At 60.9% G+C, this 26,593-nt stretch carries 22 protein-coding genes; 15 read left to right on the plus strand and 7 right to left on the minus strand.

Going from position 1 to position 26,593, the window contains the following annotated elements:
* The first annotated feature begins 9 nt into the window (after window positions 1-9).
* A complete protein-coding gene (locus C1N62_RS18965; protein ID WP_137765266.1) occupies window positions 10-498 on the plus strand; it encodes a MarR family winged helix-turn-helix transcriptional regulator in 489 nt (162 codons plus the stop codon).
* The gene (locus C1N62_RS18970; RefSeq protein WP_137765267.1) at window positions 476-1,501 is read left to right on the plus strand and encodes a GlxA family transcriptional regulator; all 1,026 of its coding nucleotides are present in this window, start codon (window positions 476-478) and stop codon (window positions 1,499-1,501) included. The genes C1N62_RS18965 and C1N62_RS18970 overlap by 23 nt, the downstream gene beginning before the upstream one ends.
* A 29-nt stretch (window positions 1,502-1,530) precedes the next feature.
* On the opposite strand, the gene C1N62_RS18975 is transcribed toward C1N62_RS18970, so the two are convergent.
* Together C1N62_RS18975 and yddG are read right to left on the minus strand one after the other, a co-directional pair.
* Window positions 1,531-2,910: an MFS transporter gene (locus tag C1N62_RS18975; protein ID WP_137765268.1), complete on the minus strand. Its 1,380-nt coding sequence runs from the start codon at window positions 2,908-2,910 to the stop codon at window positions 1,531-1,533.
* A 173-nt stretch (window positions 2,911-3,083) separates the two neighbouring features.
* Window positions 3,084-3,995, minus strand: a complete 912-nt coding sequence (gene yddG, locus C1N62_RS18980; RefSeq protein WP_137765269.1) for an aromatic amino acid DMT transporter YddG — start codon at window positions 3,993-3,995, stop codon at window positions 3,084-3,086.
* Between the two features lie 387 nt (window positions 3,996-4,382).
* On the opposite strand from yddG, the gene C1N62_RS18985 reads away from it, so the two are divergent.
* The 9 genes from C1N62_RS18985 (at window position 4,383) to C1N62_RS19025 (ending at window position 16,360) form a co-directional block, all read left to right on the plus strand.
* Window positions 4,383-5,285, plus strand: a complete 903-nt coding sequence (locus C1N62_RS18985) for a dihydrodipicolinate synthase family protein (RefSeq protein ID WP_137765270.1) — start codon at window positions 4,383-4,385, stop codon at window positions 5,283-5,285.
* Between the two features lie 9 nt (window positions 5,286-5,294).
* Window positions 5,295-6,788, plus strand: coding sequence for an aldehyde dehydrogenase (locus C1N62_RS18990; protein WP_137765271.1), 1,494 nt, complete (start codon window positions 5,295-5,297; stop codon window positions 6,786-6,788).
* Window positions 6,789-6,849: 61 nt separating this feature from the next.
* Window positions 6,850-7,167 (plus strand): hypothetical protein, encoded by a 318-nt coding sequence (locus C1N62_RS18995; protein ID WP_240775804.1) that lies wholly within the window; start codon window positions 6,850-6,852, stop codon window positions 7,165-7,167.
* A gap of 175 nt (window positions 7,168-7,342) precedes the next feature.
* Complete coding sequence (locus C1N62_RS19000) at window positions 7,343-8,044, plus strand: GntR family transcriptional regulator (RefSeq protein ID WP_137765272.1); 702 nt, start codon at window positions 7,343-7,345, stop codon at window positions 8,042-8,044.
* A 313-nt stretch (window positions 8,045-8,357) separates the two neighbouring features.
* Window positions 8,358-9,677, plus strand: a complete 1,320-nt coding sequence (locus C1N62_RS19005) for an FAD-binding oxidoreductase (RefSeq protein WP_137765273.1) — start codon at window positions 8,358-8,360, stop codon at window positions 9,675-9,677.
* Between the two features lie 205 nt (window positions 9,678-9,882).
* Window positions 9,883-10,113, plus strand: a complete 231-nt coding sequence (locus tag C1N62_RS19010) for a DUF1427 family protein (protein ID WP_137765274.1) — start codon at window positions 9,883-9,885, stop codon at window positions 10,111-10,113.
* Window positions 10,114-10,115: 2 nt separating this feature from the next.
* On the plus strand, window positions 10,116-10,370 hold the full coding sequence (locus C1N62_RS19015; protein WP_137765275.1) for a XapX domain-containing protein: 255 nt from the start codon (window positions 10,116-10,118) through the stop codon (window positions 10,368-10,370).
* A gap of 45 nt (window positions 10,371-10,415) precedes the next feature.
* Window positions 10,416-10,799, plus strand: coding sequence for a response regulator transcription factor (locus C1N62_RS19020; protein WP_137765276.1), 384 nt, complete (start codon window positions 10,416-10,418; stop codon window positions 10,797-10,799).
* Window positions 10,799-16,360, plus strand: a complete 5,562-nt coding sequence (locus C1N62_RS19025; protein ID WP_137765277.1) for an ATP-binding protein — start codon at window positions 10,799-10,801, stop codon at window positions 16,358-16,360. Before C1N62_RS19020 ends, C1N62_RS19025 begins: the two co-directional genes overlap by 1 nt.
* A gap of 97 nt (window positions 16,361-16,457) precedes the next feature.
* Here C1N62_RS19025 and C1N62_RS19030 read toward each other — a convergent pair whose 3' ends face one another.
* Window positions 16,458-17,087 carry a response regulator transcription factor gene (locus tag C1N62_RS19030; protein WP_137765278.1) on the minus strand — a complete coding sequence of 210 codons (630 nt, stop codon included), beginning with the start codon at window positions 17,085-17,087 and terminating at the stop codon, window positions 16,458-16,460.
* 280 nt (window positions 17,088-17,367) lie between these two features.
* Between C1N62_RS19030 and C1N62_RS19035 the strand changes: the two genes are divergently transcribed.
* Window positions 17,368-18,384, plus strand: a complete 1,017-nt coding sequence (locus tag C1N62_RS19035; RefSeq protein ID WP_137765279.1) for an alpha/beta hydrolase — start codon at window positions 17,368-17,370, stop codon at window positions 18,382-18,384.
* Between the two features lie 50 nt (window positions 18,385-18,434).
* Here C1N62_RS19035 and C1N62_RS19040 read toward each other — a convergent pair whose 3' ends face one another.
* The 3 genes from C1N62_RS19040 to C1N62_RS19050 form a co-directional block, all read right to left on the minus strand.
* A complete protein-coding gene (locus C1N62_RS19040) occupies window positions 18,435-20,528 on the minus strand; it encodes a TonB-dependent receptor (RefSeq protein ID WP_305036966.1) in 2,094 nt (697 codons plus the stop codon).
* 154 nt (window positions 20,529-20,682) lie between these two features.
* Window positions 20,683-21,876, minus strand: a complete 1,194-nt coding sequence (locus C1N62_RS19045) for an MFS transporter (RefSeq protein ID WP_137765280.1) — start codon at window positions 21,874-21,876, stop codon at window positions 20,683-20,685.
* 17 nt (window positions 21,877-21,893) lie between these two features.
* Window positions 21,894-22,670, minus strand: coding sequence for an SDR family NAD(P)-dependent oxidoreductase (locus C1N62_RS19050; RefSeq protein WP_137765281.1), 777 nt, complete (start codon window positions 22,668-22,670; stop codon window positions 21,894-21,896).
* Window positions 22,671-22,846: 176 nt separating this feature from the next.
* Here C1N62_RS19050 and C1N62_RS19055 point away from each other — a divergent pair, with 176 nt between their 5' ends.
* The 3 genes from C1N62_RS19055 to C1N62_RS19065 all read left to right on the plus strand — a co-directional run bounded on the left by C1N62_RS19055 (window position 22,847) and on the right by C1N62_RS19065 (window position 25,439).
* A complete protein-coding gene (locus C1N62_RS19055) occupies window positions 22,847-23,764 on the plus strand; it encodes a LysR substrate-binding domain-containing protein (RefSeq protein ID WP_137765342.1) in 918 nt (305 codons plus the stop codon).
* A gap of 140 nt (window positions 23,765-23,904) precedes the next feature.
* The gene (locus tag C1N62_RS19060) at window positions 23,905-24,570 is read left to right on the plus strand and encodes a cupin domain-containing protein (RefSeq protein ID WP_137765282.1); all 666 of its coding nucleotides are present in this window, start codon (window positions 23,905-23,907) and stop codon (window positions 24,568-24,570) included.
* Window positions 24,571-24,638: 68 nt separating this feature from the next.
* On the plus strand, window positions 24,639-25,439 hold the full coding sequence (locus C1N62_RS19065) for an arylamine N-acetyltransferase (RefSeq protein WP_137765283.1): 801 nt from the start codon (window positions 24,639-24,641) through the stop codon (window positions 25,437-25,439).
* Window positions 25,440-25,531: 92 nt separating this feature from the next.
* Here C1N62_RS19065 and C1N62_RS19070 read toward each other — a convergent pair whose 3' ends face one another.
* Complete coding sequence (locus tag C1N62_RS19070; RefSeq protein WP_137765284.1) at window positions 25,532-26,422, minus strand: beta-1,6-N-acetylglucosaminyltransferase; 891 nt, start codon at window positions 26,420-26,422, stop codon at window positions 25,532-25,534.
* Window positions 26,423-26,593: the final 171 nt, after the last annotated feature.

The raw sequence follows: 26,593 nt of genomic DNA on the forward strand, positions 1-26,593 counted from the left end.
AGAGAGCCTATGCCAGAAAACCCTGATCTTATCCTCGCCGCGCCGCTCTGGCCGCATGGCGCGTCGTCGCTGATGCACCTGGTGCGCCGCGCCGGGCAACACTCCAGCGTCTGCTGGGCCAACAGCGTGGATACTGGGCTGTCTGCCGTGCAGTATGCGATTCTGGTGGTGCTGGCGGAGGAGAAGGTCTGTGACCAGCAAACGCTCGGCAACCGGGCCGGATTTGACAAGGCCACCGGCACCTATGTCATTGACCGCATGACAAAAAGCGGGCTGCTGAATGTGCTGGTTGACCCAGACGATCGCCGGCGCAAGCGAGTTTCCATGACGCCGGAGGGGGAAGCCATGCTGGCGCGGATGGTGGAGCAGGCCAAAGCCGCCGAGCGGATGATCACCGCCGGGCTGGATGCCAATGATATCGCTGACCTCAAACGGCTGCTGAGCAAGCTTGGCGGCGTGCAGGAGCCAGAATCCCATGCCATCGCTGAGCGCGGCTGACGCGCGCCCCGATCCCAAGCCCGAACTGACCATCGGGTTTTTACTGATGCGGCAATTTACCCTCGCCTCGGTGGCGGGGCTGGTGGAGTCGCTGCGCTTCGCGGCGGATGAGTCCTTCTCCAGCCGGCAGATTTTTTGCCGCTGGGAGTGGATGACCTGTGACGACCAGCCGGTCACCGCCAGCTGCGGCCTGCCGGTTTCGCCCACCGCCCCGCTCGATTTCACCCGCGAGTGGGACTACTTCGTGGTGGCCGGCGGCCTGCTGGAGGAGACACGCCAGCCGCCAGCCTGGCTGTTGCAGGCGCTGCGCGACCTGCACGCGCGCAACATCCCGATCATTACGTTGTGCAGCGGCGCGTTTGTCGCGGGCAACGCCGGGCTGCTGGACAACCGCCACTGCGCCATCCACTTCACCACCCGTGAGGAGTTCAGCGCGCGCTTCCCGAAAGCCATCCCGGTCATCGACAAGACCTACATCAAGGATGGCGGCATCATCTCCTGCCCCGGTGGCACCGCCATTGACCTGGCGGCGGATCTCATTCGCCACCACTGCGGCGTGGTGCGGTCGCAAAAAGTGCTGAAGTACCTGCTGGTGGATGAGCCAGCGGCCAGCAAAAAAGCCGTCCCGAAAACCGCCGTGGCGGAGGGCAACGTCTATGAGAATGCCTTGGTGAATCGGGTGATTGAGTACATGAGGCACCATCTGGATACACCGGTGCCGCTGAGTGACGTGGCGGAGTTTGCTGGCCTCACCTTCCGCCAGCTCAACCTGACCTTCACCAAGTGCACAGGGTGCTCGGCGGCGGTCTACTGGCGGCGGATGCGGCTGGAGCAGGCGCGCAAGCTGATGGCCGACTCCAGCCGTAGTATCAATGAGATTGCGGCCGCCACCGGTTTCGCCGATGCCTCGCACCTGATTGCCTGGTTCCGCAAGCAGTATGGCGAGACTCCCAGCTCCTTCCGCAAGCGTCGAAGGAAAGTGGAGAAGTTACTGAACGATTGAGGAAGGGGCTGCACCGCAGCCCCTTTTTTTCACCATGAGTTGCGCTTGGACATTTCGCCTCGCACCGGCGTTGGCCGCGCCTCGTCGTCAAGGGAGGCGGCCTCATCCAGACTGCGGGCACTGGTCTCCGGGGCAAGGAACCAGGAGAAGACCAGCCCGATGGCGGTGATGCCAGCGGCAATGTACATCGTCGGGCCAATGCCAATATTCTGCAATGACACGGGTACCAGATAGGTGCCAATCGCCGCGCCCACCCGCGACATTGAGGTGCCGACGCCCACCGCACAGGCGCGGATTTCGGTCGGGAAGATCTCATTCGGGTAGACCAGCTGCAACACCTGCGCCCCGCCGATAAACAGCGCGTAGGCACCAAACATCAGCAGAATCAGGATGGAGGGGCCATCGCGCAGCATCCCGAGCATCAGCAGCGCCAGCCCAGACCACAGGAAACTTTGCAGCAGCAGCTTGCGGCGGCCAAGGCTGTTGACCAGCCGGGTCGCGATGATGCATCCCACCACGAACAGCAGCGTGATCGCCACCGAGCCGTAGGAGGCCCAGTTTCCGCTCAGGTGCAGCGCCTCCAGCACCTTGGGCGCAAAGGCGTAGACCGCAAACACCGGGATCACCGAGCAGGTCCAGAAGATGGTGACGAACGCCATGCGCTTGCCATAGCCGGAGTGCAGCAGGTGCATGAAAGAGAGGTTTTTGCTCTCCGCCTGCACCGGCAGGTTTTTCAGGCTGAAATCCTCGCCATAGACGCGGCGGATAATCGCCTCGGCTTCCGCGTGGCGCCCCTTGCTGATCAGCCAGCGGGGGGACTCCGGCGTGCCCAACCGAACCAGCAGCAGCGCCGCGCCAATGACCGAGGTACTGGCAAGCGCGATGCGCCAGGCGTCCGGGCCGCCAAAGTGCAGGATCGCCTCACCGCTCAGGTAGGCAAGCGCCGCGCCCGCGAACCACAGAATCGTCAGGGTCGCCAGACAGGGGCCGCGGTACTTTTTCGGCAGGAACTCCACCAGGAAGGAGGTCGCAACCGGGTACTCAATGCCGACGGCCATGCCGCTGGCAAAGCGCAGCGCAAACAACATCTCCCCGCTCTGCACCCAATATTGCGCCAGCGAGCAGACCACAAACAGCGTGGGGCCGACAAAATAGAGCAGGCGGCGGCCCAGCCGGTCAGTCAATGCCCCACCAATAAAGCCGCCGAAAAAGATGCCAATTAATGCCGAGGCGGCAATTAATCCCTCCCAGAAGGCATTTAAACCCAATGCCGGGGAGACCGCAGTCATGGCGATGCCAATAATACTCAGCACATAGCCATCCACAAAGGAACCGCCGCCCGACCGCACGGTTAATAAACGGTGGAAGCGATTTAATGGAACGTCTTCAACAGAAATGGTATTCGCCATCATTAACTCCTGTCTTATATTTTGCGTGACGCCGTAGAGTAAAGAGGGATCACACCCGCTGTTATCAGTGCCACAGCAAGAGACGCTGATAATAGCGAGGTAATTTCTCTGGTTTAAACCTAATATGTAAAAGCAGGATAATGAATGCGCCGCCAACGGCGCATTATATTACGTTAAGACACTTCACCAGATAGGGCTGGGGATTTTACCGTCCGGGTAGACCACCAGCAGATTAATGACCCAAGGCTGACCATCGCCGCGCCCTGCCAGAATGAAGGGGTCAGGTGCGAGCGCAGGATAAAGGCCGCCAGCACCGCCGAGATAACCGGAATAAAGTAGGAAGCCGCCGCCAGCACGGTCACATTGCCGTGCAGGATCCCGACGTTCCAGGCCGCGTAGCCAAAGCCCATTGCCATCGCCGCCAGCGCCAAATTAATCCACACCGGCATGGAGAGCGCAAATTCTGGCTGGGGCGAGAGAAAATATTTCACCCACAACGTCAACGCGGTCAGAATAAAGAACAGGGTGATGCCATTACTGCCTTGGGCAATTCTTTTGGTCACCACACAATAGATGGCCCAGATTACCGCGCCGCTAAAGGCCAGCCCATAGCTTAATGGGTTGATCATCACATTCGCCATAATATCGTGCAGCGAAAAACCCTGTTCATTGCCCAGTACCCGGCCGATGCCAATAATGGCCAGCAGCAGTCCCGGAATAATCATCAGGCTGGTTTTTTGCCGGTTGACCAATACTGACAACATAATAGTCATGCTTGGCCACAGGTAATTCACCATGCCCACCTCAATCGCCTGACGGCTATTGTCGGTAAAGCCCAGTGACAGCGAGAGGCAAAGCTCATAACAGACAAACAGCACGCTGCCGATGATGAGGTAGTTGCGCGGGAATTTCCTGATGGCGGGAAAGCCGACCGTGAGCAGTAACAGCAGCGAACTACAGGTGTAGATCATCGCTGCGCCGCCTACGGCCCCGAAGCCTTCACTTACGCTCTTGATCAAGCCGACAATGGCGCTCCAGAGCAGGATGGCAACCAGTCCAATCAGTGTTGCTTTCTTTTGGGTCATCGCCCGATACCTTTGTTAAGTGTGTCATGCAACCTGGATCCGGTTAACTGTTAAATCCAAGTTAAATTCAGCTTCAAATTATGCGTGCAAACCTGGCCTGTAAATACGCTCCAAGGGGCCAGAGTGCGGGAATGTGATCCTTATCTGAATTCAAATAGAAAATAGATTCACCTCATCTCCTTAGTTAATTTACTGATTTTAAATAGCTAAAAATTTCAGTCGCGTAAAATCTTCCTATTAACCTGCATTTTCTTTGTATTTTACATGTATACAAATTTTTAACCTCCATTGACCTGCCGGATCGCTGTATGCAAATTGTTAACAAACGCAAGGTATCACTGCTTTGCCCCGGCTGTCTGTGGCCTGATTTTTACTCTGGAGGTTGATGTGTTTACATTTGAAGGTATCTACACCCCGGCGATTACCCCCTGCAAGGCGGATGGCAGCATTGATTTCGCTCGTTTTTCTGAGGTGCTGGAGTCGCTGATTGAGGCCCGCGTCCACGGCATTATCATCGGTGGCTCTACCGGGGAGTACTATGCGCAGACAGCCGAGGAGCGCATGGCGCTGGCGGCCCACGCCCGCAAAGTGATTGGCACCCGCCTGCCACTGATTATCGGCACCGGCGCCATCCGCACGGAAGATGCCGTGGCCTTCGCGCAACATGCCCGCGAGATCAAGGCCGATGCCATTCTGGTCACCTCCCCACCCTACGCGCTGCCTACCGCACAGGAGAACGCGCACCACGCCCTGACCATCGACGCCGCCGCACAGCTGCCAATCATGCTCTACAACTACCCCGGCCGCATGGGCATCTCGATGGGCGAGGAGTATTTCGAGGCGGTGAGCCGCTCCCGCAACGTGGTCGCCATCAAAGAGAGCTCCGGCGACTTCAACAACCTGCACCTGCTGGCCTGCAAATTCCCGCACATTGCCCTCTCCTGCGGCTGGGACGATCAGGCGCTGGAGTTCTTCGCCTGGGGCGCGCGTAGCTGGGTCTGTGCCGGTTCCAACTTTATCCCGCGTGAACACGTCGCGCTGTATGACGCCTGCGTCCGCGAGAAGGATTTCGACAAGGGCCGCCGCATCATGGCGGGCATGATGCCGCTGATGGCGTTCCTCGAGCAGGGCAAGTTCGTGCAGTCGATCAAATATGGCTGCGAACTGGCGGGCCTGACCGCTGGCCCGGTGCGCGCGCCGCTGCTGGGGCTGACCGACGAGGAGAAAGCCGAGCTGGAGGGCGTGATCGCCGAGGTGAAACGCAACGTGGCCGCTGCGGTTGCCCAGTAAGGAGGCTCCATGACCGACCTGCATACGCTGGCCGACGTAACGGCCATCGCGCGCGAACTGCGCTTCCCTACTCGCGCCTTCATTGATGGCGAGTTCCGCGCCGCCTCATCGGGCCGTACCTTCGCCACCACCAACCCGGCCACCGGGGAGACGCTGGCAGAATTGGCCGCCTGCGATGCCAAAGACGTCAACCTGGCCGTCAGCGCCGCGCGGGCGGCGTTTGATGGCGGCAGCTGGAGCCGTTTGGCCCCGGCGGCGCGCAAAGCCGTGCTGCTGAAACTGGCGGCCCTGATGGAGCAGGAGATCGCCCAACTGGCGGTGCTGGAGAGCTTGGACAGCGGCAAGCCGGTCAGTGAGTGTCTGGCGGTCGATGTGCCGGAGAGCATCCATGTGCTGAAGTGGCACGCGGAAACCATCGACAAGCTCTATGACCAGAGCGCGCCGGTCGGCCACGGCGCGATGGCGCTGATTGTGCGTGAGCCGATTGGCGTGGTGGGCTGCGTCCTGCCGTGGAACTTCCCGCTGCTGATGCTGGCATGGAAAATTGGCCCGGCGCTGGCGGCAGGCTGTTCACTGGTGGTCAAACCGGCGGAGCAGACCTCGATGACGGCGCTGCGCGTGGCCGAGCTGGCCTGTCAGGCGGGCGTACCGGCCGGGGTGTTCAATGTGGTGACCGGGAGCGGTAAAGAGACCGGTGAGCCGATTGGCCTGCACCCGGACATCGACATGGTGAGCTTTACCGGCTCCACCGCCACCGGCCGCCGCTTCCTGCACTATGCGGCCGACTCCAACCTGAAAAAAGTGGTGCTGGAGTGCGGTGGCAAAAACCCGGCGATGGTCTTTGACGATGCGCAGGATCTGGCCAGCGTGGCCGCGCACGTGTTGAATGGCGCGTTCTGGAACATGGGCGAGAACTGCTCCGCCACCTCGCGCCTGCTGGTGCAGGAGGGGGTTAAGGCCCCGCTGCTGGCGTTGATCGCCGAACAGATCCGCGACTGGAAGATGGGCAACCCGCTTGAGCCGGACAATCGCCTCGGCACCCTGATTTCCGCCGAGCACTTCGAGAAGGTGGAGAGCTATCTGGCGCTGGCACGTGAGGAGGGGCTGACCGTGCTGCATGGCGGCGACACCGAACAGGGCATGTATGTGCAGCCTACGGTGATTGATGGCGTCACCCCGAGCAGCCGCCTGTTCCAGGAGGAGATTTTTGGCCCGGTGCTCTGCGTCACCAGCTTCCGCACGGAAGCCGAGGCGCTGGAGTTGGCCAATGATACTCTCTACGGGCTGGCCGCCTCGGTCTACACTAGCACGCTCAGCCGGGCGATCCGCGTCTCCCGGGCGGTACGCGCCGGCACCGTGACGGTCAACTGCTTCGGTGAGGGGGACGCCACCACGCCATTTGGCGGCTATAAGCAGTCCGGGTTTGGTGGACGCGACAAATCCATCTTTGCCCATGACCAATACACCGAGCTGAAAACCATCTGGATTGATGCCGAAAGTTAATTTGCCCCCGGTGCCCCGCCTGCTGCCACAGGCGGGGCCCTGTTATCACGCTGGAAGAAGTATGTTCATGTCAACGCCGCGCTTTGCGGAGGGTTTCCCGGAGAATGTCGGGATCCGGATCGATTTTTATTACTGCCTGCTGGTGGCGCTCGGCCTGTCAAAAAAACAGGGACGGGTTGCCTCCAGCCGGCAAAAGAATGCCTTTATTTTAAAATGGCTGAAGAATGCCCGTCGTGCGGACAGGTTCAGCCAATATGCCAGCAGTGAAATAGAGTGGCTGCGTCAGGAAATATTACGCCGACAGCAGGATAATGATCCAGAGCCGATGCTGCGGCTTATTTACCAATCCGCCCGGCAGTGGCACTATGCCTGTGCATAATAATCTACATGACATTTTATCTTGCCCATTTGGCTGATATTTACTTTATTCATCTTCGCCCAGCAAGCCGGAATTATTTTGCGCTATCCACCTTTTTTCTGTAGGGTAATTTAATGCCGGCGGCAGTCCTGTGCCGGTGCCAAATTAACCGTGGTCACTTGTTCAGGAGACAATCGTGAGATCGTGTAAGACAGCGCTGTATGAGGACTTAAAGCGCCTCATTCTGTCGATGGAGCTAGGGCCGGATGAGCTGCTGGATGAAGCCAGCCTGACGGCGCAGTATGGGCTGTCACGCACGCCAGTGCGGGAGATTTTCCAGCGTCTGGCGGGAGAGGGCTACCTGGAGATCGTGGAGAAGCGCGGCGTGCGGGTCATCCCGATGAGCTACGCCACCCTGCGCAACTTCTTTCTGGTGGCACCCTTAATCTACACCGCCATTGGGCGGCTGGCGGTGCAAAACTTCAAGCCCGCGCAGCTTAAAGCCTTGAAAGAAGCGCAGAAACGTTTCCGCAAGGCGATGCAACAGCGTGATGCCGAAGCGCTGGCATTGGAGAACAATCGCTTCCACGAGATCATGGGCGAGATGGCGGCTAACCCCTACCTGCAACCTAGCCTCGACCGGTTGCTGATCGACCACTGCCGCATCGGCCACACCTTTTTCCGGCCGCAGAATGAGGACATGGAACAGCGCCTGCAACTGGCGGCCGATCACCATGACGCCTTCATTGCCGCGCTGGAGGCACGTGACGAGCGTGCCGTGGTGGATCTGGTGTTTGAGCACTGGGAGCTGTCACGGGGAAACATGGAGATGTACATCGCCCCGCAGGGCTTGCCCGCCGAGGAGCTGGCCCCGCTTTCTGAAAATGGCAATGCCTGACTGATACTTCTGCCGGCCCGTGCCGGCAGAAAATCCCGCCCCGACTATTTCAGCAATTATATTGTGCAGCGCATCACAAATCGTTATTTGCCAATGTATACAACAAGTATACGGTTAGCTATGTTATTTCTTACTGGCGCTGGCTTCCCAGCCAAATAAATAAACCTGACCGGCAAAAATGAAATATCACTCTCTTGCCCGACCGCGACGCCAAATTTATTTCATACGCCGACATCGCTGAATAACGTCCTGCACCCTGAATAAGAGGGCGGTGGGGGCGTTAAAATAACAAAAGTAGATTGGAGTAGCCAAATTGCAAAAGATTACGTCCCTGCCTGCTGATGATGCCCTGCCCGGTTGGTACCACACCAGCCCTCCGCGTACCCCTCGCCCCGCGCACGTCGGGCAGAAACATGCCCGCTGGGCGGTGGTGGGGGCTGGCCTGACCGGTTTGGCCGCCGCCCGGCAACTGGCGCTCAACTTCCCGGATGATGAGGTGGTGCTGATTGAGGCGCAGGAGGTGGGATTTGGCCCCTCCGGGCGCAATGCGGGATTTGCCATCGACGTGCCGCATGACATCGGGGCCAAGGACTATATCGGCGACGTGACCACCGCCAAGCTGGTGCTGAAGCTCAACACCCTGGGGCAGAACATCCTGCGCGGCATCGTTGACCAGCACCAGATCGAGTGCCAGATGTCAGAGTCAGGGAAGTATCAGGCCGCCGTCGGGCAGACCGGCGTGGCCGTGCTGGAGGCTTACCGCAGCGGGTTGGAGAAGATTGGCCGCCACGCGGAGATGATCAGCGGCGCGGCGTTGCCAGACCATATCGGCACCTCCTACTACAAACAGGCGCTCTACATTCCCGGCACCATCCTGTTGCAACCGGCGGCGCTGGTGAAGGGGCTGGCGGAGAGCCTGCCCGCCAATGTCACCCTCCATGAATACACCCCAATCACCGCCATTGATTACAGTGACAAGGTCACGTTGGTGCATGAGCGCGGCAGCATCACGGCAGACAAGCTGATCCTGACCAACAACGCCTTCGCCGCGCACTTTGGCTTCCTGCGTGGCCGACTGTTGCCGACCTTCCTCTATGGCAGCCTGACGCGCCCGCTGACGGCGGAGGAGCAGGCGAAGCTGGGCGGCAAGCCGGTCTGGGGCGTGATCCCGGCCCACCCCTTCGGCAGCACGGTGCGGCGCACGGTGGACAACCGCATCCTGATCCGCAACAGCTTCAGCTTCCATACCGATGGCCGCCCGCGCGATCGCTATCTGGCGCAGTTCAAGGAGAACCACCGCAAATCCTTCGAGCGCCGCTTCCCGATGCTCGGGCAGGTCGGTTTTGAGTACTCCTGGAGTGGCGCCATCTGCCTGTCAGAGAACCACGAGGGCTTCTTCGGCCAGCTCGCGCCGAATGTCTACGGCGCGCTCTGCTGCAACGGGCTGGGGATCACCCGTGGCACCGCCACCGGCACCCTGCTCGCGGACATGATCGCCGGGGAACGCAATGAGCTGATTGACTTCCTGACCGCCTCGCCCGGCCCGAACAAGACACCGCCAGAGCCGTTCCTGTCGATTGGCGTCAACTCCGTGCTCAAGTGGGGGCAGTTCCGCGCCGGGCTGGAGGTGTGATCCCCGCCCCTATACAAACAGATAGTTATACACAGAGATAATAGCCGCTCCCCCGCCCGCGCTTTACACTCCGCCCAGACAGTGACCCGGCAGGCTCCCTTGCCTGCCGGGCGCTACTCTCCCTGACCCTGTGCCGCTTCTGGTGCTGGCTCGCTAACCCCGCTGCGCCGGCCACTGTCGGCACGGCTCTATGGCAGGAGGGCCGATGGGCCTACTTATCTCGCTGGGTATGGGCGTGGTGATCGGTGTGATCTACGCGCTGTTGAATGTGAAATCGCCCGCACCGCCAGCCATTGCGCTGGTGGGCCTGCTCGGCATGATCCTCGGCAGCCAGCTGGCGATGCAGTTTGTCGACCGGGAACCCCCCACCCACGTGTCCGCGCAACAGGCGGCCCCCGTCGCCTTATCCCACATTGCTACTTCACAAGCAGGCTAATTATGTTAAAACCATATACCGTATCACTGGCGATGGGGATGCTCGCCGGCGCAATCTACGTGGCAGTGGGGGTCAACTCCCCTGCGCCACCGATTATCGCGCTGCTGGGGCTGTTCGGCATGTTGGTGGGAGAGCAGATTGTCCCGCTGTGCAGAAGGCTGATCCGCCGCCAACCGGTCACGCTGGCGTGGTTCCGCCATGAGTGCGTCCCCAAAATCAGTGGCACGCCTCCCTCTTCCGGTGACCACACCCCGTAAGAAAAGCTTCACCGGTACCGAGTACCCTGAAAGGACAACTACAGCATGACGCTGTCGCAGTGCATTGTCGTCGTCGATGACGAACGGTCAGTTCGCAGTGGGTTAAGCAACCTGCTGCAATCGGAGGGTTACCAGACCCAATCCTTCGACTCGGCGGAAACGCTGCTAGAGGATAGGGACGCGCTGGCAAACGCCGCCCTGTTTATCATTGATGCCCGCCTGAAAGGCATGGATGGTTTCACGCTGTTCAGTGAGTTGACCCGGCGGCTGGGCAAGCCACCGGGGATCATTATTTCAGGCCACGGGGATGAGGAGATGCTGTGCCATGCCCTCAACCTCGGGGCCATTGCGTTTATGCGCAAGCCGATTGAAATCGAGACGTTATTCGGACACATCCGCCGGGAATTTTCCTCGAAAGAGGTACGCTAATGAGCCTGAACCCCGAGATCCTGCTGTCAGATGAAGATGAGAACACCTGCCCGCCACAGGCGATGAGCGTCACCCCACTGGCGCAGGAGGGCAGCATTGAGTGGCTGTGCGGCCAGCATGTGCCCTATGGCGACCTCTTCGTGCTGGCGACCGCCGCCAGCGAGGAGACGGTCTTTCAGGCCACGCAGCTGCTGAAAAATGAGTTCTCCCTGCGGGAGAAACTCGCCGAGCCGTGGGCGCTGAAACCGCTGCGCGAAGGCTGCTACCAAGGTCGCTATGCCCTCATCTACCCCAGCTTCCCCTACCGGACACTGGCCGACGCCCTGCGCCAGCCGCCGGGCACCCTGCACGAGTTCCTTGAGCTGGCGGCGCGGGTCTGCACGCCACTGGGGATGATGCACCAACAGGGGCTGGTACATGGCGACATCAAGCCTGCCAACCTGTTCCTCTCGCCAACGGGTGCCATCATGCTCGGTGGCTTTGGGCTGGCCTCGTTGGCATCCGAGAGCCTGCAACAGGCAAGGCTGCCCGTGACGGGCGGGACGCTGGCCTATATGTCGCCGGAGCACACCTCACGCACCGCGCATCAGGTGAGCAGCCAGAGCGATCTCTACAGCCTCGGCATTGTGCTCTACCAGTTGCTGACCGGCAGCCTGCCGTTCGGCAGTCTGGCAGGGGGCCACGCGGAGTGGGCGCACCACCACATCGCCTCTGAACCGGTGCCGCCCCACGTGCTGCGCAAGGATGTGCCACCGGTGCTCTCCGCCATCCTACTGCGCCTGCTGGAGAAGAACCCCGAGGCCCGCTACCAGACGGCGGAGGGCCTGTTGGCCGACCTGCGCCGTTGCCAGTCCAATCTCCAGCCGGATGGCAACCTCGCGCCCTTTACGCTGGGGTTGCAGGACAGCCAGCGCGACGGGCAGGCAGCGGGTGCGCTGCTGCTGACCCACCCACAGGCCACCGAGGTGCTGGCCGCCTTTGATGAGGTCGATCGCCACGGCAAGCCCCTGCTGGTGGTGATCAGCGGCGCGCCGGGATCGGGCAAATCCTCCCTGATGGCCTCCTCACTGCACCTGCTGCGACAGAAAAAGGCGCTGCTGACGGTGGTGAAGGCCGATCAGCACTCCCCCATTCTGCCCTACGCCCTGTTTTCCGCCGCCTTCAAGACGCTGGCGCTCCACCTGCTGGGGCTGCCGACGGCGGAGGTAGCGCGTTGGAAAACGCACATTACGCGGCTGCTGGGCGACCACACCGGGCTGGCCGTCAGTCTGGTGCCGGAGTTGGGCGTGCTGCTCAACCGACAGGCCAATGTGCCGCCCGAGGCGCACGCGCTGGATGCGCGCGACACCTTCAACACCATGGCCTGCAATCTGGTCAACGCCTTTAGCGTCCCCGGCCGGCCGCTGGTGATGCTGATTGACGATGTGCATTGGGCTGACCCGGCCTCGCTCTATCTGCTGCAACACCTGCTAAGCCACCATGATGATATTCCGCTGCTGCTGGTCATCTCCCACCGGGAGGAGTCCTCACTGCCCTGCCCGCTGGTGTCGACCCGCCTGACGAAAATTCGCGCCGCGGCCGCCAGGGTGGTTGACCTCACGCCAGAGCCGCTCTCCATCAAGGCGATCACCCGCTGGCTGGCCGGCCAGCTGCACAGCCGCGCCTCGGCCACCACCGAACTGGCCCAGCTGATCCATGAGAAGACCGGCGGCATCCCGCTCTTCACCCATGAGTTTTACCGACAGGCGGTGCGTGACGGGCTGATTACCCACTCCGCCACCCGCTGGGGCTATGACCGCGAGGCGCTGCGCGGCTGCCACTACTCCGAGAACGTGGCCTCACGCACCTTGCAGCAGCTGGAGACCATTCCCGCCGCCGCCCGGCGCTTGCTGGGGCAGGTCGCCTGCATCGGCGGCTCGGGCGAGCTTGCCCAGCTTAGCCGCCTTCTTGGCCTGCCGGTGGCGGAGATCCGCGCTATCCTGCTGCCCGCCGTCGCTGCCCGGCTGATTACCCTCACCAGCACCACCTATGCCTTTATGCATGACCGGGTGCATGAGGCCGCGCTGGGGCTGATTGCGGCGCAAGAGAAGGAGGCGCTGCACTATCAGGCCGCGCACCGGCTGGCCGAACTCGCCAACGGCAACGCCACCAATGAGCTGCTGTTCCGCGCGGTGCACCACATCGCCGCGATAGGCCATGCCGACATGACTGATGCGGATCGCGCCACCTTCAGCGGCCTGATCCTGCACGCCGCCCGGCGCGCCAAGGTGACAGGTGACTACCGATCCGCCCTGCGCTTTTTGGCCCACGCCCGCACGCTGAATGCCCATGCCAGCGCGGATGCGGTGGCCTTGATGCTGGAGGAGGCGGAGTGTGAGTTCCTGAACGGCAATTTTGCCGTTGCGCTTGGGCATTGTGCCGCCCTGCTCGCCGCGCCGGGGGAACTGACCGACAAGGCCAAGGCCGCCTGCCTGATGGCGGAAGTCCACATGCGCCAGTCAGACAGCCAGCTGGCGCTGGAGACTGCCCTCGCCTGGCTGGCAGTGTTTGGCATCCATCTCGGCCGCTACCCGGACAGGGCGGAGTGCAACGCGGCCCGGCTGGCATTGCAGGCACAGGTGGGCGAGAACCCGCATACCCGTTTCAGGAAGCTGCCCCGGCTGGCCTGCCGCCACACTGAGGCGATGATGAACCTGCTGGCCAGCGCCAGCAAATTCGCCGCCTTTATCGATCCCCGGCTGAATTTCATCATCACCTGCAAAATCCTGCACCTGACGCTCGACCACGGCATCACGGGCGCCTCCACCTTCGCGCTGTGCTGGTATGGCGCGCTGTGTGGCGACCACTACCACGAGCACCGCCGGGGATTTGCCAGCGCGCTGCTGGCGCGTGAGCTGGTGCACAAACACAATTTCACCGGTTACCGGGCGCTGACGCTGCTGCCGCTCGACCAGATCAGCATCTGGACAATGCCCGTCAGCTACGCGATTGAGCAGGCCAAGGCGGCGTTTGATGCCGCCGTGGAGCATGGCGACCGCACTCCCGCCTGTCTGGCGCTGCGCCACATCGTGATGAACTATCTGGCGCGCGGCGATCACCTCGACGGCGTGCAGACCTCGATTGAGCGCGGCCTGACCTACGTGCGCAAGGCGCACTACAAGGGCGTGGAGGTGGTGCTCAATATGCAGCGCGACTACGTGATGTTCCTGCGCAAGCCGGGCAGCCAGCCCCTCTCCGGCCATGACTTCACGCCGCCCACCTTCAGGCCGGACAAGCCGGGCGAACGGGTGGAGCCGCTGCTGCTGATGCAGTTCTGGTCGCCGCTCTACAAGGGCATGGCACACTTCTTTGCCGGCGAATATGCCTACGCCAGCCACTGCTTTGCCACTGCCGCGCCGCTGATTGAGATGATCCCTGGGCATATCCATATGCTCGATTTCCATCTCTATAGCGCGCTGTCGATCGCCATCCCGCTGACGCCGGAGAGCTGCGGCACCGGGCCGCGTGCGCAGATCGAACGCCATCTGGAGAAGATTGCGGCGTGGGCCGCTGGCAACCCGAAAACCTTCGCCGACAAAGAGGCGCTGTTGCGCGCCGAGTGCCTGCGGCTGGACGGCCAGACGAGCCAGGTCGCCGCGCAATATGAGGTAGCGATGGCCCTCTCGCGCGAGGGGCAGTTCCACCATATCCACGGCGTGGCCTGTGAGCTGGCCGCCCGTTTCGCCACCGCCTGTGGCCTGAAGTTCGCTGCCGAAGGCTACCTGAAGGGGGCGCTCCACGCGTGGGAGCGCTGGGGCGCGGGAGCCAAGGTGCGCCAGCTGGAGGGCCGCCATCCCCATCTGGTGACGCAGAGCGCCCATGCGGCGCTGAGCACCGTGACCTTTGAGCAGAGCGCAATGATGAGCGACCTGCAAAGCATGGCCACGGCCCTGCGCGTGCTAACCGAGGAGATCGATCTCGAACGCCTGATCCACACCCTGATGGTGATGCTGGTGGAGCGCGCTGGGGCGCAGCGTTGCCTGCTGATCCGCCTGATCGAGGGCAAAACGCCGGAGATTGAGGCGCGCGCCATTACCACCGCCGACGCCATCAATGTCAGTATCGTCAAGGAGACGCCGGTCGCCACCGACCTGCCGCTCTCCGTGCTGGCGGCGGTGATCCGCACCGGCCAGGAGATCCGCACCGGCAAGCCGGAAGTGTTCAGCCCCTTCAGCCAGGATCACTATCTGGTGGCATCCGGGGCGGCGGTGATGTGCGTACCGATGTTCAAGCAGGCGCAGATGGTCGGCGTGCTCTATCTGGAGAACCGCCTGATGCCCGATGTGTTCACCGCCGAGCACTCGCGGATTGTCTCCATGCTGGCCGCGCAAGCGGCGGTATCACTGGAGACCGCACGCCTCTACGCCGAGCTGGTGGATGAGAACCGGCACCGGCGGCGGGTGGAGAAGCAGCTGCTCGCCAGCCAGAAATCCTTGATGCTGGGCGAGAAGATCAGCCACACCGGCACCTGGCACTGGCACCTGGAGCAGGATGTGATGCTACTTTCCGAGGAGTACAGGCGGATTGTCGGCTTGCCAGCGCACCAGAACAGTCTCTCGATGGCCGATTTCATGACGCGCGTCCACCCGGATGATTTCACCTGCATCAATGAACTGGTGATTGAAAGCGTGCGCAATGGGCAGCCGATGCAGGCCGAGTTCCGCATCATCCGCACCGACGGCGAGTGCCGCTATATCAAGGGGATTGGCGAGCCGGTCGAGAACTGGCCGGAGGTGAAGGAGTATTTCGGCACCCTCTCGGACATCACCAGCCAGCGCATGTCGGAAGATGCCGCGCGCATCGCACAGGCGGATCTGGCGCGGGTGTCGCGCGCCACCACCGTGGGCCAGCTGACCGCCTCGATCGCCCACGAGATCAATCAGCCGCTGATGTCGATTGTCGCCAACGCCGGGGCCAGCCTGCGCTGGCTGAAGCGTACGCCACCGCATCTGGAGAACGCCAGCCAAAGTCTGGAGGAGATTATCAAGGAGGGAAGCCGCGCCGGTGACATCATCCGCGGCTTGCAGGCGCTGACGCGCAACCACGTCTCTGAATTTACCCCGGCCCAGCTGCACCTGATCGCCCGGGATATCTTGTCGCTGTCACGTCTGGAGCTGGAGCGTAAATTCATCTCGCTGGAGCTGGATCTTCAGGCCAGTGATGATTACATCTTCTGTGACCGGGTGCAGATCCAGCAGGTGTTGCTGAATCTGGTGGTCAATGCGATGGAGGCGATGGCGGAAAACGGCGGCACCAATCTGTTGAGGCTTGCCTCCTCCCACCCCACCCCGGATACCCTGCGTTTTGAGGTATCTGATAGCGGCCCCGGTATTTCCGAGGAGATCATGGATAAGATTTTTGACTCTTTCTATACCACCAAAAGTCGCGGGATGGGGATGGGCCTGACCATCAGCAGCGAAATTATCCATCGCCACGGCGGGAAATTACAGGTAGAGAACCGGGAGGGGGGCGGCAGCACATTCTGGTTTACGCTTCCCCGCCATAATACCTCAAATCATTAATGCCCTTACCGCCTGGCCTTTTTGCAGGCGGTAAGGTGCTCAAAAAATTTGAAGGGATGGCACGCTATTTTTTTGGCAGATAATACCCCCACAAAAATTAATAGTGGGAGTGGCGCGGCTCTTTAAACCGGTTTATCTTCTCCACCGCCCTGACCAGATCGGTCAGGGATCGCGCCTGCATCTTTTCCATGACGCGGCGCTTATGAACTTTGGCAGTAATTTCGCTGACGCCCATTTCGGCGGCGATCTGTTTATTCAGCAACCCGCTCACCGCCAACTGCATCACCTCGGTTTCACGCGGCGTCAACGACTGGATACGCTCAGTCAGCGCCCGTTTCTCCTGCGACTGCACCTGGCTCTGCGCCGAGATACGCAGCGCCTCAGCCACCGCCAGCAACAGCGGCTCCGGCATCACCGGCTTGGTCAGGAACTCATAGGCCCCGGCCTTCATCGCCTTCACGGTGATGGGAATGGTGCCAAACCCCGTCAGGAAGATGGTGGGCACCGAGTACCCGCGCTCGTTCAGCGTTTTTGACACCTCAAAGCCATCCATACCCGGCATATTGATGTCCACAATCAGGCAGCAGGGCGTATTAACGGTGGGCTGGGATAAAAACGCCTGTGGGGAGGTAAACGCGCTGACCGCATATCCTTCTGAACCGAGAAGATTACGCAGGGCCGCGATCACTGGCTCCTCATCGTCAACAATATAAACAGTGTGTTCCATACAGTGTCTCATTTTGCGCCTTGGCGGGCAGGGTTCGCTGACAGCGGGCCATTTTTTACAGGGTACACTTTCCATCATAAAGGGCGGGTTATTGAATAAAATCAAAAATTACTGACATTTTTAATCAAATTATATGAATAAGTTAGAAAATAAGCGCTTTCGCTTACCAAATAACCTTGGATATTGCGGGAAGGCTCGCCGCTATTATCCTTTGGTATAACTTACAATTTCCCCAAATCACGTGAATACTCAGCCTTTCTTATTATTCCAGGGTATTCACATGAAATTAAAATTAATCGTGGGCGCGCTGCTGTTGGCAGGACAGATGACCACCGCGTTTGCGGCAACCGAGGGCGCCCCGGCACCGACAGCTGGCGTGGCTGGCTTCCTACAGGTGTTGAACAGCGGCGGTGGCAAGCCGATTGAGCAGCTCTCCCCGGCCGCCGCGCGTGAGGTGCTGATTGGCGCGCAGAAGGGCGCGACGCTGCCGCCAGCAGAGGTGACGGAGAAGTCCATCACCGTGCTGGGCCAGCCGCTGACGCTGACCGTGGTCAAGCCCGCCAACAGCAGCGGCACACTGCCGGTATTTATGTTCTTCCACGGCGGCGGCTGGGTGCTCGGCGACTTCCCGACCCATGAGCGGCTGGTACGCGATCTGGTGAACGAGTCTGGCGCGGCAGCGGTATTCGTGAACTACACCCCCTCCCCGGAGGCGCGCTACCCGGTTGCCATTACCCAAGCCTATGAGGCGACCAAATGGGTAGCGGAGCATGGCGCGGAGATTGGCGTCGATGGCAACCGTCTGGCGCTGGTGGGCAACAGCGTGGGCGGCAACATGGTGGCCGCCGTCGCCTTGCAGGCCAAGCGCTTCCATACCCCGACCATCCGCTACAACGTGATGCTGTGGCCGGTCACGGATGCCCGCTTTGACGATGCCTCCTACAACCAGTTTGAAAACGGCTACTTCCTGACTCGCAATATGATGAAGTGGTTCTGGGACAGCTACACCACCTCGGAGAGCGATCGCAACAACATTTTGGCCTCCCCGTTGCGCGCCACCCGCGAAGAGCTGAAGGGCCTGCCGCCGACCCTGATCCAGACCGCTGAACTGGACGTGCTGCGCGACGAGGGCGAAGCCTTTGGCCGCCACCTCGACGCCGCCGGTGTGCCGGTGACCGTCACGCGCTACAACGGCATGATCCATGACTATGGCCTGCTCAACGCCCTGAGCCAGGAGCCGACAGTACGCACCGCACTGCAACAGGCCTCATCAGAAATTAAGCTGCACCTTAATTAAACGCCCCTGCCAGCCCGAGAGCTGGCAGGGGCGTTTATCTCCGGCTTTCGTCAGAAGGTGTAATTCAACGACAGCCAGTAGTTGCGGCCCGGTGTTACGTAGCCGGTGGTGGAGGCCTGCGTCTCAAAGTAATCGCCAGCGTAGAGCGTGCCACTGCCTGCGCGGTAGAGGCTGACCTGCGAGAAGTCTTTGTCGAACAGGTTATTGATGGTGCCATTCAGGGTCAGCTGTGGCGTCAGGCGATAGGCCGCGCCCAGGTTGACCACGGTCCACGGCTTCAGGTAAGCGCCACGGTCGTCATATACCGCTTTCTGTACCGCGCTCAGGTTGGCGTAGCGGGTGGTGTAGCGCGGCGTTTTGCCGTGGTACTCCGCCGCCACCCACGTTGACAGCGCTTCGCTCGCCTGCCAGGAGAGGCGGGCATTCGCCATGTGGCGCGCGGTGTTGGTCAGTGGTGCGCCGGGGTTGTCGCCGCCGCGCTGTTGGCTATCGGTGTAGGTGTAGTTCAGATCCAGCGTCACCGCCGGCGTGAACAGCGGCAGTGAGGTCGCGAACTCCAGCCCCTGCGTTAATGCCTTGCCGACGTTGCGATAGGAGTAGGTAGCGTCATCAATGGTCTCCGTCTCAATCGCGTTGCGGGTGTGGTTGATAAAGCCGGTGACGTTCGCCTTAACCGCCGATTCCCCTTCGTAATAGACGCCCACCTCATAGTTGACGCTGCTCTCCGGCTTCAACGACGGGTTGCCGATGGTGGTGACCAGCCCGTTGCCCGCCACGCCGCTCACCCCGTTGTGCAACTGGCTGAGGGAGGGAGTTTTGTAACCGGTGCTGACGCCGCCTTTCAGAGTCCAGTCATCCAGCGCGTTCCAAACCAGATAGGCGCGCGGGCTGACGTGGCCGCCAAAGCTGTCATGCTTCTCATAGCGGGCGCCCCAGGTGAGTGAGAGCGGATCGAGCAGCTGCCAGTCATCCTCGACATACAGCGAGCCGGTCTTTTGCCGGAAGGTCTCCCCGCTGTTGGCCAGCACGATCCCATCCTTCAGGCGGGCATCCCAATACTCGCCGCCCACGGTCAGCAGGTGATCATCCCCTACCGGCGCGATCAGGCTGGTGTTGAGGATGGCATTGCTGTTTTTGAGCTGGCGATCCTCGCCGCTCAGCCCTTGGTTCTCGGTGGAGAGCGTGCGCGGCGTCAGCAGCCGCCCCTTGTTCTCCGTCACGGCGTAGGAGAGGCTGGAGCTCCAGCGGCCAATGCTCAGATCGGTATCATGGCCGATCACCACTTTGTTGCGCTGGTAGCGCAGCCGCTCGCGGTAGCCGCCGCCGCTGACGCCCACCGGCCCCAGCTGGCTGTTGCGGTTGTCATACTCTTGCCGGGCGGTCTCGCCATCAATCCACAGGGTGTTGCTATCGCTGGTCTTGGCGCTCAACCGGCCACCCAGGCTGTAGTTGTCCGTCTTGGTCGGGTAAGGGACGCGGGTGTTGCCGCCGCTGTCGCTCAGGCTGGTGACGCTGGAACCCTGGCGATGGCTGAGGTTGCCGCGCAGCGCCAGCGTCAGGGCACGGTTGGCGAGCGGGCCGCTGGTGTAGATGCCGAGGGTGGAGTCATCGCCCCACTTATCATGCTCCTGCACAGTGTGGGAGAGGTTCACGCCGCCGTGCCACGCATCGGTCTCTTTTTTGGTGATGATATTGATGACGCCGCCCATCGCGTCGGAACCATAGAGCGTCGACATCGGGCCGCGGATCACCTCAATGTGGTCGATGGCCGAAAGCGGCGGCATCATCGCGGTGTCGAGGGTGCCGAAGCCGTTGGGCGTGGCATCGGCGCTGGCGTTCTGGCGCACGCCATCAATCAGGATCAGCGTGTAGCTGCTCGGCATTCCCCGGATGCTGATGTCCAGCCCGCCGGTCTTGCCGGTGCCACCGCGCACATCCACACCCTCCACGCCGCTCAGCGCCTGCCCCAAATCGCTGTAGTTTTTCTTCGCCAGCTCTTGCTGACCAATGATTGAGATGGAGGCAGGCGCGTTGGTCATCTTCTGCTCATAACCACTGGCGGAGACCACCAGCGTATCTTCTGCCAAGGCCGGGGCGCTGGCCGCCAGCATCAGCAGGGTCAGGGTCTTGATCTTCAAAGGTATCGTCCGTGTCAGAATTAAAATGTAAAGGCCTGACACACTACTTCACCGAACTTAAACGAAAGGATAACGCAAATCGTTATCATTCCCTTTATGATTAACAAACGGGAAAAGGCTCACCACCACGGGTGCGGCAGCGAGCCTTAGGGGGAAGGGTTTACTCTTTGTGAAGCGATCTTTCGCCCCACAGGGCCACCAGCGCAAGCAGCAGCGGGATGAGCGATCCCCAGAGTACCGCCTGCCAGCCAAATGCGTTTAGCAAGGCACCAGAGCAGAAGGAGCCAACGATCATCACGCCAAACACCACGAAGTCATTGAACGACTGCACGCGGGTTCTCTCCTCAGGGCGATGGAAATCAATGACGCGCGCCGAGGCACCGGTAAAGCCGAAGTTCCAGCCCAGTCCCAGCAAGATCAGCGCCCCCCAGTAGTGGATGACATCTGTGCCTGTCAGGCCGACCAGCACCGAGAGCGCGGTGATTACCAGCCCCAACGCGCCCACCTGCCGCGCGCCAACACGGCTGATGAGCCGCCCGGTGAAAAAGCCCGGCCCATACATGGCGATCACATGCCACTGGATGCCGAGGTTGGCATGCTGTTGCGACAGGCCATGCTGGTGCATGGAGAGCGGCGCGGCCGTCATCAAAAAGTTCATCACCATGTAGGCCACTGCGCCACAGGCGACGGTGCGGGCAAAACCGGGCTGGCGCGCAATCTCTGCCAGCGGGCGGCCACCCCCGGCGACCGGAGCAGGCTCCGGCGGCGTTTTAACGCCAGCCAGCACCGTGGCCGCGAGCGCCGCTACCACGGCCTGCCCAATAAAGGTGGCGGCAAAGGTGTGGGGCGGCCAGAGATCCATCGTCCCGCTAACCAGCATTGGGCCGATGACGCCCGCCGCCACCCCGCCGCCCATCACCAGCGACAGCGCCCTGGCGCGCCGCGCCGGGCTGACGCCATCCGTCGCGGCAAAGCGGAAGGAGAGCGTGACCGCCGCGTAGGCACCGCCCAAAAACGCCGCCAGACAGAAGAGCAGGAACGAGTGCTCCACCACCGCCAGCGCGGCCAGCAGGCCGGTCAGCACCCCGCTGGCAGTCCCCACCATAAAGGCCGCTTTCCGGCCATACTTTCTGGCGAGCGCGCCAAACGGCAGGATGCAGGCGGCCATGCCTGAGACAAACAGGCTGATGGGCAGTGTCGCCAGCGTGGCAGTGGGCGCGATGCTATTTCCCACAATCGCACCGGTGGTGTAGAACACCACCGAGTTGGCGCCCGAAAGCGCCTGCGCCAGCGCCAGTCGGGCAATGTTCCGGTTCTGCTGGCTGATCGGAAAGTCAGCGGTGGAATCCGTCACAGGCTACCCTCCCCTCATCAGGCGTTGCGGCCAGCCATCACGCCGCCATCCACGTCCCATACCGCGCCGGTTACCCAGCCCGCCTTGTCAGAGAGCAGGAAAGTCACCGCCTCGGCCACGTCAACCGGCGTACCGACCCGGCCAATCGGGTGGAAGCTGTCGAAGCTCTCCATCACGCCGCCCACCTCCTCTTTCGGGATAAAGCCCTCATAGATCGGAGTGTGCACCACGGCTGGTGACACGGCATTGACCCGGATGCCGTGGCCGCCCAGCTCAATCGCCAGATTTTTGGTCAGGGCGTGCAGCCCGGCCTTGGCCATTGAATAGGCGGAAGAGGGAGTAGCACCAATCGCCTGCTGCGCCCACATGGAGCCGATGTTCACCACCGCGCCACGGTTGCCGCTCGCCACCATGTTGCGTACCACATCACGCGTAATAAAGAAGGTGGCGCGGTTGAGGCTCATATAGATGTCATAATCCGCCGCTTCATGCTCAACGAACGGTTTCGGGAAGAACACCCCGGCCGCGTTCACCAGCAGGCTGATGTCACGATGCTCTGCATTCAGGGTGGCGAGCACCTGCTGCATCCCCGCTTCGGTGGTCAGGTCAGCCACGATCACCGTGACCGGCCCCTTGGTGGCCAACGTCTGGCGCGCCTGCTCCGCTTTCTCCTGACGGTTGCCCACTAGCACCACGCTCCCCCCCTGCTCCAACACCAGACGGGCAGTTTCATAGCCCATGCCACTGGTGCCGCCAACGACCAACAATTTCTTACCTGCGAATGAAACGCCCATCTCGACCTCTTTGCTCTTAATAAAATGGCCTGCCGGCTGGCAGCCCTCGGTATGGCCGTATAGTGGCACTGGCCGCCGGGACTGACGACTGATAAGAAATAGCGGAACAGGAAAGAAAATCTATCTCGCAAGATGGGGCTGTGGCAGGATAAAGAAAATCTTAACGGGTAACGATGATGCGCTCACTGAACAGACTGAAATGGCTGCACGCCTTTGAGGCGACCGCGCGCCACGGTAGCTTTACCGGCGCGGCGACGGAGCTGGGCGTCACGCCCGCGGCGGTCGGGCAACTAGTGCGGGCGCTGGAGGAGTGGGTGGGCCATCCGCTGCTGCACCGCTCGCGCTCCGGCAGCACGCGCCTGACGCTGGTCAGTGAGGCCGAAGAGGCATTGCAGGAGATCACCCAGGGGCTGGACAGCCTGGAGCGCGGGCTGGGGAAACTGCGCGGCCGCCGCGCCCGCTCGGTGGTGGTGATTACCGCTTCGCAGGTGTTGATGATGAACTGGCTGATGGAGCGCCTGAACCGCTTCTCCGAGAGCCACGCCCATATCGACCTGCGCCTGAACGTGACGGAGAAGCTGATGGACGTCTCCCACGGCGAGGCCGATATCGGCATTCGTTGTGGCCGAGGCGACTGGCCGGGGGTAAACAAAACCTGGCTGATGGCGGAAGAGGCGGTGCTGGTCTGTAGTCCCCGGCTGCTGCCCGCCGGTCAGGCGTGCAGTGTGGAGTGGCTGGCCTCACAAAAACTTATCCATGATGATACGCCGCACCCCGGCGCGGATTTCCCGCGCTGGGAGCAGGTACTGGAGAAGCTGGGCGCGCCCGCCAGCGCCCAGAGCGGTTTGCATATCAACTCCACCTCCGCCGTGATCCTCGCCGCATTGAGCGGCCGGGGCGTGGCGATTGTCCGGCGGGCGCTGGTGGAGACGCTGATCGGAACCGGGCAGTTGCGCCAGTTGCACGCCGACCAACGCTGGCCGCTGCGTTGGGACTACTACATCGTGACGCCGCAACAGGCCGTGCTGCGCCCGGAGGTCAAGCTGTTCCATGACTGGCTGGCGGAGGACGTCGCCCATCCCGCGGCGGAGTGAGGGCGCACCGGGGCTAATTCAACGCCAAAGAAATTCTTTCCCCGCTGCCAAGTTTATCTGGTTTGCCTCCCCGGCCCTGCCTTTCCATAATTACCCTATCCCCGCGCCAGCGATGGCGCTGTTTAGAGAAGTGATGACCCATGTTGATACATGCTGATTTTTCACAGCGCGCCAGCGTCCGGCCTGCTGACCACCAGTGGGTGCCCTCGCCGCAATCTGGTGTCGAACGCGTGATGCTTGACCGCATCGGCGCGGAGCAAGCGCGCGCCACCAGTCTGGTTCGCTACCGGCCAGGCTCGCGCTTTCCTGCCCATACGCACCCTGACGGTGAAGAGATTCTGGTACTCGCTGGCACCTTCAGCGAAGGCGCGCACCACTACCCGGCTGGCTGGTACATGCGCAACCCGGATGGCTCCTCCCATGCCCCCTCCAGCGCCGAAGGGGCGACCCTGTTCGTCAAGTTGCGGCAGATGCACCCCTCGGAGCGCACCAGCCTGCGCCTCAACACCCGTGACGCCAAAAACTGGCATGACGAGGCTGGTCGGCAGGTCTGCCCGCTCTATCACAGCGCGTTTGAGCAGGTCTGCTTGCAGCGTCTCCACGCTGGCGAACCTGTTTTTAGCCAGCCACCGCCGGGCGGCGCGGAACTGCTCGTCCTTGAGGGAACGCTGTGCGAGGGTGACACCGAGTGGGAAACCAACAGTTGGCTGCGGCTGCCGCCCGGCCCCTGCCCGGCGCTGATAACTGGCCCCACCGGGGCGCTGTTTTACCTGAAAACCGGCCATCTCCACGCAGGCGCTGTTTAAATGGCGCGGCAACCCACACTATGCTTCAGTATGGCGTGCACATCGCGCATCTATTTAGGTACGACACCATGAACAACACCGAACACCTCACCCGCTTTGCGACACTGGCAAACCTCAGCGGCCCCTTCCCACCTAACTGGGAGACGCTGGCAGCGCTGCACCACGTCTGGCCGCATACCATCCCCTTCGAAAATATTGAGGTTCTGCTTAACCGCCCCATCAGCACCGCGTTGGCTGACATCGCTGACAAACTCCTGACGCGGGGGCGCGGCGGCTACTGCTTTGAGCACAACCTGCTGTTCAAACAGGTGCTGGAAGAGGCCGGTTTCAGCGTCACGCCCCATTTGGCGCGGGTGGTCTGGGGGCTGGAGGAGCCGGCCCCCACGCCGCAGACCCACATGCTGCTGATCGTCACGCTGAATGGCACGCGCTATCTGGCGGATGTCGGCTTCGGTGGCGTCAGCCTGCCCGCACCGCTGCGGCTGGAGGAGGGGGAGCAACAGGGTTTTGCGCTGGCACGCACCGGTCACGACCAGTGGCTGCTCTCCCTCGCCGGGCCAGAGCAAAAACGGCTGATGTACCTGTTCGATGAGCGCCCCTGTGAACAGGTTGACATCGTGGTCGCCAACCATTTTGTCTCGACCCATCCTGAGTCGCTGTTCCGCCATAACCTGATCATGGCGGGCCTGCGCGAAGAGGGACAATACAACCTGTTCAACCAGCATCTGGCCATTCATGGCAGTGAGGAACGCGAGCAGCAGGCGCAGAGCTACAGCGAGTTTAAGTCGCTGGTCAGCCCGTTCTTCCGCCGCCAGGACACCCTCAGCGAAGAGGACATGCAGGCGATCTACGCCAAACTCAACGGCTGAGACGCTGCCCGCGGGGCCACGTTAGCGCGTGGCCCTTTTCCTGTCTGGGGTTGGTGTCACTGGCAAAAAGGGGAGACAGGAAAAGAGAGGGCTTAATTCACCAGATCCTTGAAATGAGAAAATTCCTCTTGCGTTAATTTATCCGATACCTTGCGGGTGAAGAAATAGAAGTTCTTTCGAATTTTTTCTACATCGCTGACATCCAGCGTCCTGGGATAATCGGGGCCGCTGTTCCAGTCAATGTAGCGGAAACAGTTGTTCCTCACGCCAGGATTGTCATATATCTTCACTTCTGGCTTCATTTTCAGCAGGGTGTGGAAGAATATTTCGTCGGAGCAGTAAGTGAAATTAAATGAAGGAAGCAGGGTGGGATGGGTGTGCAGAATATCCAGAATGAAGCCAATGCTGCCATAGGTTAGGGCAAACCAGTTGGTGCCCTTATAAAAGGTCATCTCCAATCCATTACTGAGCAGCGAGGTTATTTCATGGTTTTTATACATAAAACGAATATGTTTAAACAATTTTCGCTTTACGGCAAAGACCAGACTTTTTTGCTTGGTAAAGAAGTAGGGCGGATATTTATACATGACCCGGTCAGCCGGATTAACATAATGGCTACGCTCATCCTGATAGTGAATAAATTCCTGGCCCCGATGTTTAGAGAGGAATGCATTGATGGCCTCGTTAGAGGCAGCCGGGACGTCATCCCCGGAGAGCAAGAAGAAGTAGTCGAAGCGGTAGCGCATCGCCTCTTCCAGCAGCCGACAGGTCGCGTGGATTTGGGAAACATCCCCCCAATAGACCGGCACCCGTTTTGTGAGCAAGATAACATTCTCTTTCGCCAGATCGGCAATCTCGCTGATATCTGACTTGGCGTCATAATGGATGATAATGGTATTTTCCGGGAAGGCGGAAAGATACTCCACAGTCCAGTAGAGAGCATGACTGGGTTGGTGCGCAACAATCGCAAATAACTTATTCATTATTATCGTCTCTTAATGTTTTCACAGGGTAAAACGGGGACGGCGAATGGCTCTTATTTTATGCGCATTAATTTTTCGAGATGGGAAAAAAGTGAAGCATAAACGTCATTAGTTGTCATCTCATCTTTTATCACTTTTCATCACCGGCGTGATAAATAAGACAATTCTTTA

This window comes from Nissabacter sp. SGAir0207, assembly GCF_005491205.1.
Lineage (GTDB): Bacteria > Pseudomonadota > Gammaproteobacteria > Enterobacterales > Enterobacteriaceae > Chimaeribacter.